Origin of the sequence: Chryseobacterium wanjuense (assembly GCF_900111495.1) — a bacterium.
GTDB lineage: Bacteria > Bacteroidota > Bacteroidia > Flavobacteriales > Weeksellaceae > Chryseobacterium > Chryseobacterium wanjuense.
Map to the genome: position 1 here is coordinate 324,237 of NZ_FOIU01000002.1, position 17,082 is coordinate 341,318.

Consider the following 17,082-nt stretch of genomic DNA (forward strand, 5'->3'; position numbering starts at 1 on the left):
ATTCTTTTTTCTTTTTTAAAATTTAATTGTTACTAGTGCTTTCTTAATCTCAGAGTACGGAATTTCTTTTTCCTCCTCCACATCTACTTTTCCTTTGCCAATATCTTTCGGCTTGCGATAACGCAGGATAAGCGTGATTTTTTCTTCATCTATTTTTGCCAGTTCCCCTTCAATTTTCGTAGAGTCATTGAGTAAAACCTCAATCTCTCTTCCCATATTTTTGGCAAATTGTCTCGGAGTTGAAAGAGGCTCGCTCAATCCTGCAGACATTACCTGCAGGCTGAAATCGTGCTCTTCACGATCCATATTGAATTCTATTGCACGGCTTGCATCCAGGCAGTCCTGCAAAGAAACCCCGTTGTCACCATCTAAAATCACTGTGATGTCATCCCCCGCAGAAATTTTTAAATCTATAAGAAATAAATCTTTTCTGGTTTCAAGGAATTCATTTAATAATTCTTCAATTCTTTTTCTAAACTCCATATCTTACTTAATCTTGATTTACTGTACGAAAAAAGGCTTTCTTCCGAAGGCCTTCGCATGTTTTACCGTAAATCCAATGCAAATATACGAATTTTTATTAAAAAAGCAAAATCATCTTATTATCAAGCGGATAAGTTAATTTTTATTTACATTAAATTAAAAGTCGTTGTGATGGTATTTTTATTATTTTTGTCATGAATTTTTAAAAACATACATTTTGAATATTACTATTGTAGGAACAGGTTATGTAGGATTAGTTACAGGAACTACCTTAGCAGAACTTGGCAATTCAGTATACTGTGTAGATATTGATGAGAAAAAAGTAGAAGGTATGAAAAACGGCGTTGTTCCCATCTATGAGCCGAACCTTGAAGAAATGTTCCTGAGAAACATTCAGGCAGAAAGATTATTCTTTACTACTGATTTAAAAGAAGCATTAGACAAAAGCGAAGTTATTTACCTGGCTTTGCCTACTCCGCCGGGAGGAGACGGATCTGCAGACCTTTCTTATGTGATAAAGGTAGCCAACGATATCGGAGAAATGATGACCGGATATAAAGTTGTGGTCAACAAAAGTACAGTTCCCGTAGGTACAGCAGACAAAGTAAGAGAAGTTATTGCTTCAAAGACTCAAATTCCTTTTGACGTAGTTTCCAATCCGGAATTTTTAAGGGAAGGTTTTGCTGTGGAAGATTCTATGAATCCTGCAAGAGTCGTTGTAGGATGCAGCTCTGACAAGGCAAAAGAGATTATGGCAAAAATTTATCAGCCATTTACCAACACCGGTGTTCCGATTATTTTCATGGACGAAAAATCTTCTGAGCTTACAAAATATGCTGCCAATTCATTCTTAGCGGTAAAAATTACGTTTATGAATGAAATTGCCAACTACTGCGAAAAAGTAGGTGCAGACGTAGATAAAGTAAGACTGGGGATGGGAAGTGACGACAGAATCGGGCACAGATTTTTATTTCCGGGGATCGGATATGGCGGAAGCTGTTTTCCGAAAGACGTAAAAGCGTTGATCAAGTCTGGGAAGCAGGAAGATTTTAATTTCCAGATTTTGGAAGCGACAGAAAATGTAAATATCGCCCAGAAAGTAATCCTTGTTTCTGAAATTGAAAAATATTTCGGCGGAAATATTGAAGGAAAAACCATCGCGATGTGGGGATTGGCCTTTAAAGCAAATACAGACGACATCCGTGAAGCCTCTTCACTAGACAATATTGATCTTTTATTAAAGAAAGGAGCAAAAATCGTAGCGTACGACGCCATTGCAGAAGACAATGTACAAAAGATTTTAGGAGATAAAATCCAGTATGCAAAAAGTATGTACGAAGCATTGGAAAATGCAGATGCTCTATTCATTGCAACAGAATGGCCTGAATTTAAAAACCCGAATTTTAGTCTGATGGCTGAAAAAATGAAGAATAAGGTTATTTTTGACGGAAGAAATATGTATCCACTGGAAATTCCGGAACAAAATGGCTTCTTTTATAAGAGTATCGGGCGAAGAACAATTGGCAGATAAACACGATTTGCTATTAGCTTTAAAAATTTATCATTAATTTTAAACTTTAACCAAAAGCCAAAAGCTATGAGCAGATGGCCAAAAGCATAATTTATGAAAAATATAATCATTACAGGAGGAGCAGGATTCATTGGTTCCCACGTTGTAAGAGAATTTGTAAAAAACAATCCGAATACAACGATCATCAATCTTGACGCTCTTACTTATGCAGGAAATCTTGAAAACTTAAAGGACATTGAAAACGAACCCAATTATGTTTTCGAAAAAGCAGACATTACAAAACCTGAAGAATTAAGAAAAGTATTCGAAAAATATAATCCTGATGCAGTTGTACACCTGGCTGCCGAAAGTCATGTAGACCGAAGCATCACAGATCCGATGGCATTTATTAATACCAACGTAAACGGAACAGCCAATCTTTTGAATCTTTGTAAAGAATTCTGGACATTAAATCCGGATCACACCCACGGAAGATTTCCGGATGAGAAGAGAACAAATCTTTTCTATCATGTTTCGACCGATGAAGTATACGGAAGTTTAGGCGAAACGGGATTCTTTTTAGAAACGACTTCTTACGATCCGCAATCTCCATATTCGGCTTCAAAAGCGGCTTCCGACCACTTGGTGAGAGCGTACGGAAATACTTATGGAATGCCGTTCATCATTTCAAACTGTTCAAACAATTACGGACCGAATCATTTCCCTGAAAAACTGATTCCGCTTTGTATTTCAAATATCATTAATGAAAGACCTTTGCCTATTTATGGTGACGGAAAATATACAAGAGACTGGTTATTTGTAATCGATCACGCAAAAGGTATTCACCAAATTTTTAATGAAGCTAAAACCGGTGAAACCTACAACATCGGAGGTTTCAACGAATGGCAGAATATTGATCTGGTAAAGGAATTGATCAAGCAGATGGACGCCAAGTTAGGAAGACCGGAAGGCTATTCTGAAAAACTGATCACCTTTGTAAAAGACAGACCGGGTCACGACAAACGCTACGCCATTGATGCCACAAAACTAAATCAAGAGTTAGGCTGGAAACCGTCTGTAACTTTCGAAGAAGGTTTAGGAAAAACCATCGACTGGTATCTTGAAAACAAGGAATGGCTTGAGCATGTAACCAGCGGAGATTATCAGAAATATTATGCTTCGCAATATACAAATGAGCCGAATTAAAACGAATTTTACTAATTAATGAACGAAAAAATTCTTTACAAAGACGAAAGTTATAAAATAATCGGAATTTGTATGGAGATCCACAACACATTAGGAAATGGTTTTGCAGAAGCAGTGTATAGTGAAATTCTTGAAAAGGAATTTATAAAAAATAATATTCCTTACGAAAAAGAAAAATTGCTTAAAATATTTTTTAAAGGTGAAGAATTGAGTAAAAAGTACAAGGCTGATTATGTATGTTATAATGAAATTATAATAGAACTGAAATCAGCAACATTTTTACACGATAATTTTTCCAGTCAGCTTCTTAATTACCTGAAAGCAACTAATAAAAAACTAGGCATTCTTATTAACTTTGGAGAAAAGTCATTAAAATACAAGCGTATCATAAATTTATAAACACCGCGAATTCGAAATATTCGTGAAATTTGAAAAAAAAATGAAAGGAATAATATTAGCCGGAGGTTCCGGAACCCGACTTTACCCTCTTACCATCGCAGTCAGCAAGCAATTAATGCCTGTTTACGACAAACCCATGATCTATTACCCGTTGTCAACTTTATTGTTAGCGGGAATAAAAGACATTTTAATTATCACCACACCGCATGACCAGCCCGGTTTCGTCAAATTATTAGGAGACGGTTCCCAAATCGGCTGCAATATTGAGTATGTAGTTCAGCCAAGTCCAGATGGTCTCGCGCAGGCTTTCATTTTGGGAGACAAATTCATTGGTGACGATGCTGCGGCATTGGTTTTGGGTGATAATATTTTTTACGGTTCCGAAATGGGAACTTTACTTAAAGACAAAACAAATCCTGATGGAGGCGTTGTTTTTGCCTACCACGTTTCAGATCCGGAAAGATATGGAGTTGTGGAATTTGATGATGATTTTAAGGCTGTTTCTATTGAAGAAAAACCTTTAACACCAAAATCAAATTACGCCGTTCCCGGACTCTATTTTTACGACAATGAAGTAGTGGAAATCGCTAAAAACATCAAGCCTTCTGCAAGAGGAGAGCTCGAAATCACTGATGTAAACAACGTTTACCTTCAAAAAGGAAAACTGGAAGTGGGCGTTCTCGACAGAGGTACGGCCTGGCTCGATACGGGAACTTTCGATTCCCTGAACGACGCTTCAGAATTTGTAAGAGTCATTGAAAAAAGGCAAGGCTTCAAAATCGGATGTATTGAAGAAATCGCTTTCAGAAATAAATTCATTAATGAAGAAAAGCTCCTGGAAACTGCTACCAAATATGGAAAGAGCGGATACGGTGAATACTTAAAACAATTAATTAACAAATAAGCAGCCTTAATATTAATAAATTTTAAAACTATTACCTTTATGACTAATAGTTTTTGTTTGTAACAACAAATATTAATATATTAGTTGTTATTTTCCTGTTTTATGTGAATAATAATTCATAACACAGAAAATATCAAATAGATTAAATATTATAAATTTGCATTAAAATTTTCACACAGATGAATGAACCACAACAAAAGTGGACTGAAACAATTGAAGCCAACCATTCTTTATTCGATTTAAAACTAAAAGAAGTATGGAGATACAAAGATCTAGTTTACATGTTTGTAAAAAGAGATTTCGTCTCCAGTTTTAAGCAAACGATTTTAGGACCAATCTGGTTTTTTGTAAATCCCATTCTTACAACTATTGTTTATCTAATAGTTTTCGGAAGAATTGCTAATCTCCCTACAGACGGAGCGCCGCCATTGCTTTTCTATCTTGCCGGAGTGACCCTTTGGAATTACTTTTCTGCATGTCTTCTGGGAACATCTTCCACATTTATAGGAAATGCCAGTATTTTCGGGAAAGTATATTTTCCCAGATTAGTTTCTCCTTTATCCATTGTTCTTTCGAACTTGATGCGTTTTGGGGTACAGTTTTTATTATTCATTCTTGGTTGGGCATATTATTACTCACAGGGAGACATCCAGCCGAATATCTGGATTTTGGCAACACCTTTTTTAATTATATTAATGGCCTTATTCGCTCTCGGAGTGGGAATGATCTTCTCGGCACTCACAACAAAATATAAAGACCTGAGCATGCTTTTGGGATTTGGTGTAAGTTTATATATGTATGCAACACCTGTTATTTATCCAACCTCAGCTTTGCCGGGATTCTTTAAAAAATTGGCTTTCTATAACCCATTGACAGGTATTTTTGAATGCTTCAAATATGCATGGCTTGGCGTGGGAGATTTTTCTCCTATGATGCTGGTTATAAGTACCGCTATTATCCTAATACTTTTAGCCATTGGTACCGTTATTTTCAACAAGGTTGAAAAAACATTTATGGATACAGTTTAAAAAAATTTATTAATTTCCCTAATTAAATTAAAAAAATGCTGGCTTTAAAAGCAGAAAACATATCAAAACAATACCGTCTGGGACAGGTCGGTACAGGTACTTTGTCTCATGACCTCAACAGATTCTGGCACAGAGTAAGAGGTAAAGAAGACCCTTATCTTAAAATCGGAGAGGCTAATGACAGGACTAAAAAAGGAACCTCCGAATACGTTTGGTCGCTTCGCGATATCAATTTTGAAATCGAACAAGGAGATGCCATAGGAATTATCGGAAGAAACGGTGCCGGAAAATCTACTCTTCTAAAACTTTTAAGTAAAGTAACCAAACCTACCACAGGACAGATATACACCAACGGAAGAATTGCTTCTCTGTTGGAAGTCGGAACCGGGTTTCACCCTGAAATGACGGGTCGCGAAAATGTTTTCCTGAACGGTGCCATTTTAGGAATGACAAGAAAAGAAATTAAACGTAAGTTTGATGAGATTGTCGACTTCTCCGGTGTTGAAAGATATATTGACACTCCCGTAAAAAGATATTCTTCGGGGATGTACGTACGTCTTGCCTTTGCTGTGGCAGCCCACCTCGAATCTGAAATTCTAATCGTAGATGAAGTTTTGGCGGTTGGTGATGCAGATTTCCAGAAAAAGTGTTTGGGAAAAATGAATGACGTTGCAAAAGGAGAAGGAAGAACTATTCTTTTTGTAAGTCATAATATGACCGCTGTAAAGGAACTTTGCAACAAAGGGATTCTTCTCAATCAAGGTATGCTAGAATATCAGGGTGATATGCTGAGTACTATTATTGAATATCAAAAAAGCAGCGCTACTGCAAGCTCTTATCGTTATAATGGTAATATTAATGAAGCTTTAGGAAACGAAAATATCAGAATAAAAGAATTTTCCGTAACTCCGATTCACGGAGACCTCCTCGATATAGATTCGGGAGTACATGTGAAATTGGTTTTTGAAAATTACTGTCCGGATATTACTTTAGATACAACTTTTGAGTTAAAAAACTATGAAGAACTTGTCATTTTCCATGTGGGGACTTTTGTAGCAGATAGTAATAATTCGAAAGTAGGAGAATACACTGTAGAATATGATATTCCGGCCGGATTACTGAATGCCGGAAATTATTATTTCAAATTATTCTTTGGAAAAGATCAGACCATACTTTTATATGGTATTGACAATTTCGTTGGCTTTGAGGTTGAAAATGTAAAAGTTGGAAGCAAAATGCATATTTACCCCGGAGTTACAAGACCTCATTTTGATTACAATATACAAACACCATGATTCCAAAAATAATAGAACTTCCAAAAATATATGATAAAAGAGGAAATCTCTCCTTTTTTCAATATCCTTCCAATCTTCCTTTTGAGATTGAAAGAACATATTGGGTCTATGACGTTCCCGGCGGTGAAAAAAGAGGCAGTCATGCCTTCAAAGAGCAGCAGGAATTTATCATTGCACTTTCAGGAAGTTTTGATGTGATCATTCATGATGGTAAGGAAGAAAAATCTTTTTCGCTGAACAGATCATATTATGGATTGTATGTACCGAAAATGTATTGGAGAAGGTTAGAAAATTTTTCCACCAATTCATTAGCCCTTATTGTATCTGATAAGCCATACAATGAGAATGATTATATAAGAGACTTTGAAGAATTTAAAACTCTCGCAAATGAAAAATAGCATTTCTGTATTCGATTGCAGCGTCATCGATTTGGGTAAAATCAGTTTCGATGAAGGAAATCTTACAGTAGTTGAAAACAATTCTTCATTTCCTTTTAATGTAAAAAGAGTTTTTTACTTATACGACATTGCCGGTGGAGAAAGCAGAGGAGCACATTCGCACAAAGAATGCCACCAATTTTTGATTGCAGCAAGTGGAAGCTTTGAAGTTTCTTTGGATGATGGAAAATTCAAAAGACAGGTTTTTCTTAATCGTCCGGATATCGGGTTACATATTCCTCCGGGAATCTGGGCTTCGGAAATTAATTTTTCATCAGGAGCCATATGTTTGGTTTTAGCCTCTCATACTTACAATGAAGAGGATTATGTAAGGAATTATGACGACTTTTTAAGCCTCAACAAACTACAAATAGTCGACTATACCGAAAGTATTCTTGAAAAGTCTTGGAACTGGCTGAATGACCCGGAAATAAAACACCTTACAAGTACTCCGGATTTTTCAAAAGAAGATCAGCAAAAATGGTTTTCAGGATTAGAAAATAATACAAAATATTGGGTTAAAGGTATTCAATATAATAATAAAACTATTGGTGTTGCCGGTTTGAAAAAGATCGACACAGATAATAAAACTGCAGAATATTTTGGATATATAGGAGAGAAAGAATATTGGGGAAAAGGCTTAAGCTCAGATCTCTTTACACTCATTTTTACTATTGCAAAAAATCAGTTTGATTTAAAAAGCCTTTATCTTAATGTAATTCCGGAAAATATCAGAGCAATAAAAGCCTACGAAAAAGCAGGATTTACAATATCTGAAAACACAGATTCTAACGTGATGATGTCAATAAATTTATAGTATGAATTTTGAAATCAAAAAATATACACAAGAATATTTCGATGATTGGAATAAGTTTATAAAAGAAAGTAAAAACGGACTTTTCTTTTTTGATCGGGATTTCATGGAATATCATTCGGATCGGTTTCAGGATCATTCCCTTTTAATTTTTAATAACAATAAAATTGCAGCCGTATTTCCGGCTAATGAGTCCGGAAAAGAAATAATTTCTCATGGCGGGCTTACCTTCGGCTCATTGGTTTTGTCTCATTATGTAAAAGCCAGTGAGGTGCTAGAAATTTTTGAAGAAATAAAAAAATATTATCAAAAACTTTCCTTTCATGAGATAATTTACAAAGCTGTTCCGCATATTTTTCATAAATATCCTTCGGAAGAAGATCTATATGCGCTGTTCCGTAGCCAGGCAAGTCTTTTCAGGAGAGATATTTCGTCCGTCATCGATCTTTCGAGCCCGATTCGATTCTCAGAAACCAAGAGACAGCTGGTGAGAAAATGTGAAGAAAAGCAAATCATCGTTTCCGAAAACGAAAATTTTGAAGAATATTGGACATTACTTTCAGAAGTTCTTCAGAAGTTTGATACCAAACCCGTACATACAGTAACGGAAATCTCTTTATTAAAAGAAAAATTTCCGGAAAACATAAGATTATTTGAAGCCAGAAAAGACAATATTCTTTTCGCCGGAATTGTCATTTTCGATTTCGAAAATGTTGTTCATACACAATATATGGCCGCTTCTCAGGAAGGAAGAAAGCTGGGAGCTTTAGACTTTATCAATCATACACTCTTACACAAGTTCGAAGACAGAAAATATTACAGCTTTGGAATTTCTACGGAAAACCAGGGCACATTTTTAAATGAAGGATTAATTCAGCAGAAAGAAAACATGGGAGCAAGAGGAATTGCCTTAGATTTTTACTCTATTAAACTTTAAATTATGATTAAATTTCTTGATTTACAAAAGATCAACTTACAATATCAAAACGAAATTGAAGCAAAGCTTTTAGAAGTATTCCGCTCTGGATGGTACCTGATGGGAAGCCAGCTTTCAAATTTTGAAAAAAATCTTTCCGATTATATTGGTGCAAAACACAGCATTGGTGTAGCGAACGGGCTAGACGCTTTACGTCTTATTTTACGCGGTTATATCGAGCTAGGAATCATGAATCCGGGAGACGAAATTATCGTTCCTTCGAATACCTATATTGCTTCTATTTTGGCCATATCAGATAATGGGCTTGTTCCTGTGCTGGTAGAGCCGGAAATTGAAACTTACAATATCGATATTTCTAAAATTGAAGAAAAGATAACTTCAAAAACGAAGGGCATCCTTATCGTCCACCTTCAGGGAAGAGTTGTTTTTTCTGATCAATTAAAAGAAATTGCTGAAAAATACCAATTAAAAATCATTGAAGATAATGCTCAGGCAATCGGTGCAGAATGGAATGGTAAAAAAACAGGAAATCTGGGAGATGCATCAGGTTTCAGTTTTTATCCAGGTAAAAATCTGGGAGCGCTTGGTGATGCCGGTGCAGTGACTACCAATGATGATGAGCTGGCAAAAACAATTAGAGCTTTAGCAAATTACGGTTCTAATCAAAAATATGTAAACATTTATAAAGGTTTAAATTCAAGGCTTGATGAGATTCAGGCTGCTGTTTTGGATGTTAAACTTAAATATATCGATCAGGAAAATAAGATCAGAAGAGAGATTGCAAAACGTTTCATTAATGAAATAAACAATCCCACGATCGTCCTTCCGGAATATCCTTCTGATGAAAATGAGCATGTATGGCATGTTTTCGTTATTCGTTCGGAAAAAAGAGATGAGCTGCAGGCTTACCTTACAGAAAATGGCATCCAGACGTTGATTCACTACCCTATTCCACCTCATCAGCAGCAGGCTTATAAAGAATGGAACGAGCTATCCTTCCCTATTAGTGAAAAGATTCATGATGAAGTTTTAAGCTTCCCGATTTCTCCGGTAATGAGTGAGGATGAAATTAAACAGATTATTGAAGTTGTAAACAAATTTTAGTCATGTCCAGGCTATTAGAAAATAAAAAATATTTACTGAAAACATTGAAAATCGCTACTCTTCTGTATAACAGCGGAAAGTATGATGATTGTCTGAAGTATATTGAAAAAATCTCTTATTCAGCCTGGTATAATTTTGCAGGATATTATACATTAAATCACTTTGAATCCATTATCAGGAATATTGCTGCAAAGTCATTACATTTTAAAGATCAGATTATTTCAGAAAAAGAAGATACGACACTGCATATTTTTTCAGAAATAAATCAGGTCGGCGGTCATACAAAGCTGTTATTTAACTGGATAGAAAATGACCGGGACAGTAAGCATTATCTTCTAAGTACGTGGCAGGATGCTAAGGAAATTACAGACATTGCAACATCTTATAATTGTAATATTGATGATCGTCTGTACACTTTTAACAAAGAATCGAACCATCTGAGTAAAGCCCAAAAAATTATAGATATTCTCGCGGAAAAAAATTTCAGCAGAATTGTTTTACATATCCATCCTCATGATGCAATTCCATCTTTAGTATTTTCTTCAGACCGGTTGACAAGTCCAGTTTTCTTTCTCAACCATGCTGAGCATACGTATTGGCTTGGAGCTCCTGTCATTGATTATTTATTACAAATCCGGGAATCAAATATTAAAAAAGATTCTAAAAACAGGAATATTCCCGTTGAATATCAATTTTTTCTACCGATCCCGGTCGACGAATCTTTTAGTTTAAATAAAAAAGAAAAAGAAACTTTTAATATTTTATCCATCGGAAGAGAGTCAAAATACGAGCCGAATGTGGAGTACAATTTTTACGAAGCAGCGTTGAATATTGTAAAAGAATTCGATCATGTTGTTTTCACAATCGTTGGTATTTCACAAAATAATCCGAACAGAAAGATCTATGAACATGACAGACTGGTTTTTGTAGAGCCAACACGTGACATCAAAGGCTTTATAGAAAATACAGATTTGTATCTGGAAGGCTTTCCTGTTCCGTCGTTTACATCACTGCTGGAGCCGGCAATGGCGGGTATTCCGTTTGTATTGCATTATAATCCTTCGGATATTTATAAAGTCTTTGAAGAAGACAGAGAAAACGGCATTTTTTATCCTGAAAATTTAGAAAACTGGCACGAAACTGTTGGAAAAATGATTTCCGATGAAAGCTATAGACATGAAATAAATACAAAACAAGAATCTTATCTTAAAAATAATTTTTCTTTACAAGCCTGGAAAAATAAGCTGAAGAATTGCAAAGAAAATACAAAAAACAAGACACACAAGGTAAGAGCCATCCCTCAAAATGAAACTTATGTAGAGGGCACAGATGAAAAAATTGTTTCATTAATTGAAATCAAAAATGTAAACCATTATACATTCACCGAAAATCTCGGAATAGTATCAAAACTGAAAGTTGTAGCTTTATCCTTTGATAATCCTTCTTGGGTGAAAGTTTTATCTAAAAAAAGAACACTTGGCTATTTATTAGGCAAATAATATTATAAATAAACCAAATATGAAATTAAGACCAATCGCCATACATTTACCACAGTTTCATCCGTTCCCGGAAAATGATGAATGGTGGGGAAAAGGCTTTACGGAATGGACGAATGTGACCAAGGCAAAACCTCTGTACGAAGGGCATTATCAGCCTCAGCTTCCCGCTGATCTGGGATTTTATGACCTTCGCCTTGCAGATTGCAGGCTGGAGCAGGAAAAGCTTGCCAAAGAATATGGTTTTTACGGGTTCTGTTATTATCATTATTGGTTTAACGGAAAACTTTTAATGGAAAGACCTCTTGAAGAGAAGTTAAATAACCCTAAGGAAGATTTTCCTTTCATGCTTTGCTGGGCAAACGAAAACTGGACGAGAATCTGGGACGGAGGAGAAAATAATATCTTAATGGCTCAGGATTACAATATGGAAGATCATATTGCCCATATCAATTATTTAATGCCTTTCTTTAAAGATGAAAGATACATAAAGATCGATGGGAAAGCCGTTTTTGCAGTGTATCGAACGACTAAAATCCCCGAATTTGATAAAGTCGCTGAAATCTGGAAACAGGAAGCAAAAAAAAATGGCGTAGAATTGTACATCACTAGATTTGAGAGCTTTGGAGAAAGAGGAGAAGAGTTTATGTCTGAAAACATTGATGCCAGCATAGAATTTCAGCCTCATTCCGGATTAAAGGTTTTTAATGATAAAGAATATCAAAAATCTTTGGCGAGTAAGCAAAGTCATAAATCGTTAAGAGACGAGATCAGTATGGCAACTATTAAACAAAGCTATGATCACTGGTCTAAAAAATTAAAACTAAAAAACACCGCCGAAGCGGAAAACTCCGACGGAAAAATTATAGAATATTCAGATTTTATAGAGTTTGATATTGAACATGGTAAATCTGAAAAAGTATACCATAAGTTTTATAAATGCGCTTGTCCCGGATTTGATAATACCGCTAGAAAATCTAAAAATTACGTTATTTTAAAAGATTCTACACCCGAATTATTCAAACATTGGGTGGAAGAAAAAATAAAACTGTTTACCCCTTACAGCGAAGAAGAAAATCTTTTCTTCATCAATGCATGGAATGAGTGGGCAGAGGGCAACTACATGGAACCCAACAGGAAATGGGGACGCGCATATCTGGAAGCCGTTAAAGACATTTTTAAATAGAATCTTGTGCTTTCGATTATCATTTCATCATATCAGCAAAACTATTACGATCAGCTTGTTAAGAATATTAATGAGACGATTGGCGATGGTTTTCAGTACGAAATTATCCAGATGTGGAATCCCAATTTGATGAGTATTACCAAAGCTTACAATTTGGGGGCAGAAAAATCCAAGTTCCAAAATCTCTTGTTTCTACATGAGGATATAGTTTTTCATACTAAAGGCTGGGGTGAGAAATTATCAGACCATCTAGATAAAGAAAACACCGGAATCATCGGTGTAGCAGGATCCTCATATGTTCCTGCTGCACCATCAAGCTGGACGGTGGATGAGAAATATAATTTTGCAAATATTTTACAGGGAAATAAACAAAACACAGATTTTTTTCACATCCAATCTACCAAAGCAAATAAGACGAAAGTCTTTGCCGTGGATGGTGTTTTTCTGGCAATTAAAAAAGAGAATTTTATTCAATTTAAATTTGATGAAAACCTGCCCGGATTTCACGGATACGATCTTGATTTTAGCTTAAGGGTATCCAAAAAGTATCAGAATTATGTTGTTGATGATATTTTAATTCAGCATTTTTCGGGAGGAAATCTGGATAAAGTCTGGTTTGATGCCAATGTGAAGGTTAAAGAAAAGCTGGGTTCTCAATTCGGCAAGCAAATCGATCCTGAAGTAGAAAAAAAGGTATTTTTGGGGTTTTTGTATAATTTCTTTCAACATTATCCTGTCAGTAGAAAAAACATTTTGTTAACTTTAAAATTTTATCCTAAAAAACTTAATTTTAAGGATCATTTAAAAATTGTAAAAAAATATTTTAATTATATAAGATATTCCAACAATATCAATAAAAAATTCAACACAAATTATTAAAATTTATTATCCAGAATATTTAACAATATGATAGTAGGAAGCGGACTTATTGCAAATTCATTAAAAAATATCGATTCTGAAGACCATCTTTTTTTTGCTTCAGGGGTTTCCAATTCCCTTGAAACAAAAGACTCAGAATTCGAGAGAGAATTTACTCTTCTCAAAAATAACCTTGAAAACAATAATGGAAGCAAGTTTATTTACTTTTCTACTTTAAGTGTAAATGACCTGTCGAAACAGGAAAGCCCGTATGTCTTGCACAAATTACGCCTTGAAGACTATATAAAAAACAACTGCGAAAAATATCTGATCCTAAGAATCGGAAATATTGTAGGAAAAGGCGGAAACCCGAATACTTTATTCAATTTTCTTAAAAATCAGATTATGCAAGATAAAAAATTTGTCGTGCATACTAAGGCCCGAAGATTATTACTGGATATTGACGATATTTCAAAGTTTCTGACATCGAGTTGCGCTGCCGTAAAAAATGAAACCATTAATTTCGCTTATCCTTACTATTATGATTTAAATGAAATTATAAATGCGATTGAAGCTAAAATGGAAAAAAAAGCTCAATACGAAAAATCCGATGAAGGAGATTTTTATAAGGTAGCATTTGAGGAAACTGCCAATGAGTTTTTCACAGGAATACAGCCTAATGAATATTTGAAAATTTTGACTGATAAATATATTTAAACAAAAACACAAATGCCTAAAATTTATTTTATTATCGTCACCTACAATGCCATGAAATGGGCAGAAAGATGTTTTACAAGTTTAAGACAATCTTCTGTCCCCCTGCATTCTATCGTAATAGATAATGGTTCTACAGACGGCACTCAGGAATATATAAAGACACATTTCCCTGAAGTAGATTTTATTCAGTCCGACAGCAATCTGGGCTTCGGAAAAGCCAATAATATCGGAATAGAAAAAGCATACAAAGAGGGGGCAGATTTCTTTTATTTGATGAATCAGGATGCCTGGCTGTATGAAGACAGTCTCGAAAAACTGCTGGAGGCCTTCAATGCCTATCCAAATAAAGATGAAATCGGAATTATCAGTCCGATGCATATTGACGGATCAGAAAAAAAGCTGGATATTTTCCTGGATAAATACATTTCTTACAACTGCGACAAAACGAGATTGATTTCCGATCTGTATTTTCAGACCCTGAAACCTTTCTACGAACTTGATTTTATCAATGCTGCACACTGGCTTTTACCGAGAAATACCATTGAAACGGTGGGTGGCTTTAATCCTTTTTTCTTTCACTACGGCGAAGACAACGAGTATGTAAACAGAGTACATTTTCACAAGAAAAAAGTTTTATTGGCTCCCAAAAGCAAGGTGGTACACGATGGGAAGCAGTCTTTACAAAAAGTAGATTACAATAAATATGCAGATTTAAGAATTGAAACCAATATCATGAATCCTAATTTACCCAATGCTTTCCAACTGGAAAAAAAAGCATTATTACAAAGCATGATAAAGAATTTTATTCTATTAAATATTAAAAAATCGAAAAAATTATTTAGCAAATATCAAGATATATCAAAAAAATCTGACATTTTCCAAGATATAATAAACAAGGTCAGGAAAAAAGATACCACATTCTTAAAAACATAATTTATTATGTATTTTTGAAAATCACAAAGCAAATGTATGGATAGAAAAATAAGCCTTATTATTCCTGTTTATAACTCATCACAGTTCCTTCATAAAACAGTAAAGGCAGTTGATGACCAGAAAAAAGAATCGAACTGGGATCTTGAATTAATTTTAATTGAAGATGGCAGCCCCGACAACAGCTTTGAAGTGATCGAAAAACTTGCAGAAGAGTATCATTACATCAAAGGCATCAAATTATCGAGAAATTTTGGGCATCAGATTGCAGTAAGAACAGGGCTAAGCTACGCTACGGGAGACTATATCGCAATCATTGATGATGATTTGCAGGATCCTCCATCCTTACTTCCCAGGTTTTTTGAGCAGCTGGATCAGGGCTATGAAGTTGCCTATGGTATCAGAAAAAAAAGAAAGGAAGACCGGCTCAAAAAAATTGCCTATGTAAGTTTCTACAGGTTTTTAAATATGATCAGTGATACCAAAATTCCATTGGATTCAGGAGATTTCTGTGTGATGACGAAAAATGTGAAAGACAAAATGCTTACTCTTCACGAACAAAACCCTTATTTAAGAGGTATCAGAGCGTGGGTTGGCTTCAAACAGATCGGCCTGGAATACGAAAGAAGCGGAAGAATAGAAGGCGAATCCGGATATTCTCTGAAAAAGCTTATCAAGATAGCTAAGGATGGGATATTTTCTTTTTCATCCCTTCCCCTGCAGATTATCAGCTTACTCGGAAATACAGGTCTTCTGATTTCAATATTATTCACGCTCTTCACTATTTTCAGATATTTTAATAACGAAATTGAAGTGGCAGGTTATACCACTATTATTATCCTGATGATGTTCTTTAGCTCAGTCTTGCTGATTAGCTTAGGAATTATTGGCGAATATATTTACAGAATTTATAACGAAGTAAGAAATAGACCTCATACAATTATAGAAAAAACAATTAATTAAGACACAAACTTATCCCACCTAAAAATGAAAGAAAAAATCCAGTCCATTATCGATCCCCATTTTACTTACGAATACAAAGACGGAAAATTTGTTTTCCTTGAATTTGATGAAGAAATCGTTTCCGACTCTCTCGATAAAATAAAAACTTTTTTTAAAAAATACATCTGGCTGTATGAGCTGCTCATTTATATCATAGCCCCGCTTTACCCTTCAAGATATTTCTATCTGAAAAAAGTCTTGAAAGAAACGAAGAATACGGATAAAATTGTAGTGAACCTTGGGAGTGGTTATACGGATCTGAGGGATGATATCATTAATGTAGACCTTATTCCTTATAGTCCCGTTAATGTACTTTGTGACATCACAAAATTACCTTTTAAAGATAATTCTGTAGACCAGATCATTAATATCGCCGTATTGGAGCACGTTCCCAATCCTCAGGCTGTAATCGCAGAAATCCACAGGGTTTTAAAACCGGGAGGAAAGCTTTTATGTGAAATTCCTTTTATGCAGGCTTTCCATGCTTCCCCATATGATTTTCAGAGATATACATATGAAGGGATAAAAGTACAGTTTAAAGATTTTAATAATTTAAAAATCCATTCTATCAGTCCGACCGGCGGAATGCTTTGGCCTTTGCAGGAATGGTTTGTGATGTTATTTTCTTTTGGAATCAGACCTTTGCATAATATCTTACTGATCATTGTCATGTGTCTTACTTTTCCGATCAAATTTTTAGATGTTATTCTGCAGTATCACCCTCTGAGTAAAAACATCGCATCTGCCTTTATTTTTGAATGTGAAAAATAATAGTG

At 35.0% G+C, this 17,082-nt stretch carries 18 protein-coding genes; 17 read left to right on the top strand and 1 reads right to left on the bottom strand.

Going from position 1 to position 17,082, the window contains the following annotated elements; all coding sequences use genetic code 11:
* Positions 1-15: 15 nt before the first annotated feature.
* Positions 16-483: a ribosome assembly cofactor RimP gene (rimP, locus tag BMX24_RS13200; protein ID WP_089793444.1), complete on the bottom strand. Its 468-nt coding sequence runs from the start codon at positions 481-483 to the stop codon at positions 16-18.
* Between the two features lie 217 nt (positions 484-700).
* Between rimP and BMX24_RS13205 the strand changes: the two genes are divergently transcribed.
* The 17 genes from BMX24_RS13205 (at position 701) to BMX24_RS13285 (ending at position 17,077) form a co-directional block, all read left to right on the top strand.
* Complete coding sequence (locus BMX24_RS13205; protein WP_089793446.1) at positions 701-2,014, top strand: UDP-glucose dehydrogenase family protein; 1,314 nt, start codon at positions 701-703, stop codon at positions 2,012-2,014.
* Between the two features lie 93 nt (positions 2,015-2,107).
* The gene (gene rfbB, locus BMX24_RS13210; protein WP_089793448.1) at positions 2,108-3,199 is read left to right on the top strand and encodes a dTDP-glucose 4,6-dehydratase; all 1,092 of its coding nucleotides are present in this window, start codon (positions 2,108-2,110) and stop codon (positions 3,197-3,199) included.
* Positions 3,200-3,217: 18 nt separating this feature from the next.
* Complete coding sequence (locus BMX24_RS13215; protein ID WP_089793450.1) at positions 3,218-3,598, top strand: GxxExxY protein; 381 nt, start codon at positions 3,218-3,220, stop codon at positions 3,596-3,598.
* Positions 3,599-3,638: 40 nt separating this feature from the next.
* Positions 3,639-4,502, top strand: a complete 864-nt coding sequence (gene rfbA / locus BMX24_RS13220; RefSeq protein WP_089794683.1) for a glucose-1-phosphate thymidylyltransferase RfbA — start codon at positions 3,639-3,641, stop codon at positions 4,500-4,502.
* 179 nt (positions 4,503-4,681) lie between these two features.
* Complete coding sequence (locus BMX24_RS13225) at positions 4,682-5,530, top strand: ABC transporter permease (protein ID WP_089793452.1); 849 nt, start codon at positions 4,682-4,684, stop codon at positions 5,528-5,530.
* Between the two features lie 35 nt (positions 5,531-5,565).
* Complete coding sequence (locus BMX24_RS13230) at positions 5,566-6,825, top strand: ABC transporter ATP-binding protein (RefSeq protein ID WP_089793454.1); 1,260 nt, start codon at positions 5,566-5,568, stop codon at positions 6,823-6,825.
* Positions 6,822-7,223, top strand: a complete 402-nt coding sequence (locus BMX24_RS13235; protein WP_089793456.1) for a sugar 3,4-ketoisomerase — start codon at positions 6,822-6,824, stop codon at positions 7,221-7,223. The genes BMX24_RS13230 and BMX24_RS13235 overlap by 4 nt, the downstream gene beginning before the upstream one ends.
* A complete protein-coding gene (locus tag BMX24_RS21485) occupies positions 7,213-8,079 on the top strand; it encodes a GNAT family N-acetyltransferase (RefSeq protein ID WP_089793458.1) in 867 nt (288 codons plus the stop codon). Before BMX24_RS13235 ends, BMX24_RS21485 begins: the two co-directional genes overlap by 11 nt.
* Before the next feature lies 1 nt (position 8,080).
* A complete protein-coding gene (locus BMX24_RS13245) occupies positions 8,081-9,013 on the top strand; it encodes a hypothetical protein (protein ID WP_089793460.1) in 933 nt (310 codons plus the stop codon).
* Between the two features lie 3 nt (positions 9,014-9,016).
* Entirely contained in the window at positions 9,017-10,117 is a 1,101-nt protein-coding gene (locus BMX24_RS13250; RefSeq protein WP_089793462.1) for a DegT/DnrJ/EryC1/StrS family aminotransferase, read from the top strand.
* A 2-nt stretch (positions 10,118-10,119) separates the two neighbouring features.
* Complete coding sequence (locus tag BMX24_RS13255) at positions 10,120-11,616, top strand: glycosyltransferase family protein (protein ID WP_089793464.1); 1,497 nt, start codon at positions 10,120-10,122, stop codon at positions 11,614-11,616.
* 19 nt (positions 11,617-11,635) lie between these two features.
* Complete coding sequence (locus BMX24_RS13260) at positions 11,636-12,799, top strand: glycoside hydrolase family 99-like domain-containing protein (RefSeq protein ID WP_089793465.1); 1,164 nt, start codon at positions 11,636-11,638, stop codon at positions 12,797-12,799.
* Between the two features lie 6 nt (positions 12,800-12,805).
* The gene (locus BMX24_RS13265) at positions 12,806-13,678 is read left to right on the top strand and encodes a glycosyltransferase (protein WP_089793467.1); all 873 of its coding nucleotides are present in this window, start codon (positions 12,806-12,808) and stop codon (positions 13,676-13,678) included.
* 27 nt (positions 13,679-13,705) lie between these two features.
* Positions 13,706-14,374 (top strand): NAD-dependent epimerase/dehydratase family protein, encoded by a 669-nt coding sequence (locus tag BMX24_RS13270; RefSeq protein WP_089793469.1) that lies wholly within the window; start codon positions 13,706-13,708, stop codon positions 14,372-14,374.
* Between the two features lie 12 nt (positions 14,375-14,386).
* Positions 14,387-15,307 (top strand): glycosyltransferase family 2 protein, encoded by a 921-nt coding sequence (locus BMX24_RS13275; protein ID WP_089793470.1) that lies wholly within the window; start codon positions 14,387-14,389, stop codon positions 15,305-15,307.
* A gap of 36 nt (positions 15,308-15,343) precedes the next feature.
* Positions 15,344-16,267 carry a glycosyltransferase family 2 protein gene (locus BMX24_RS13280; RefSeq protein WP_089793472.1) on the top strand — a complete coding sequence of 308 codons (924 nt, stop codon included), beginning with the start codon at positions 15,344-15,346 and terminating at the stop codon, positions 16,265-16,267.
* A 24-nt stretch (positions 16,268-16,291) separates the two neighbouring features.
* On the top strand, positions 16,292-17,077 hold the full coding sequence (locus BMX24_RS13285; RefSeq protein ID WP_089793474.1) for a class I SAM-dependent methyltransferase: 786 nt from the start codon (positions 16,292-16,294) through the stop codon (positions 17,075-17,077).
* The last annotated feature ends 5 nt before the right edge of the window (positions 17,078-17,082 follow it).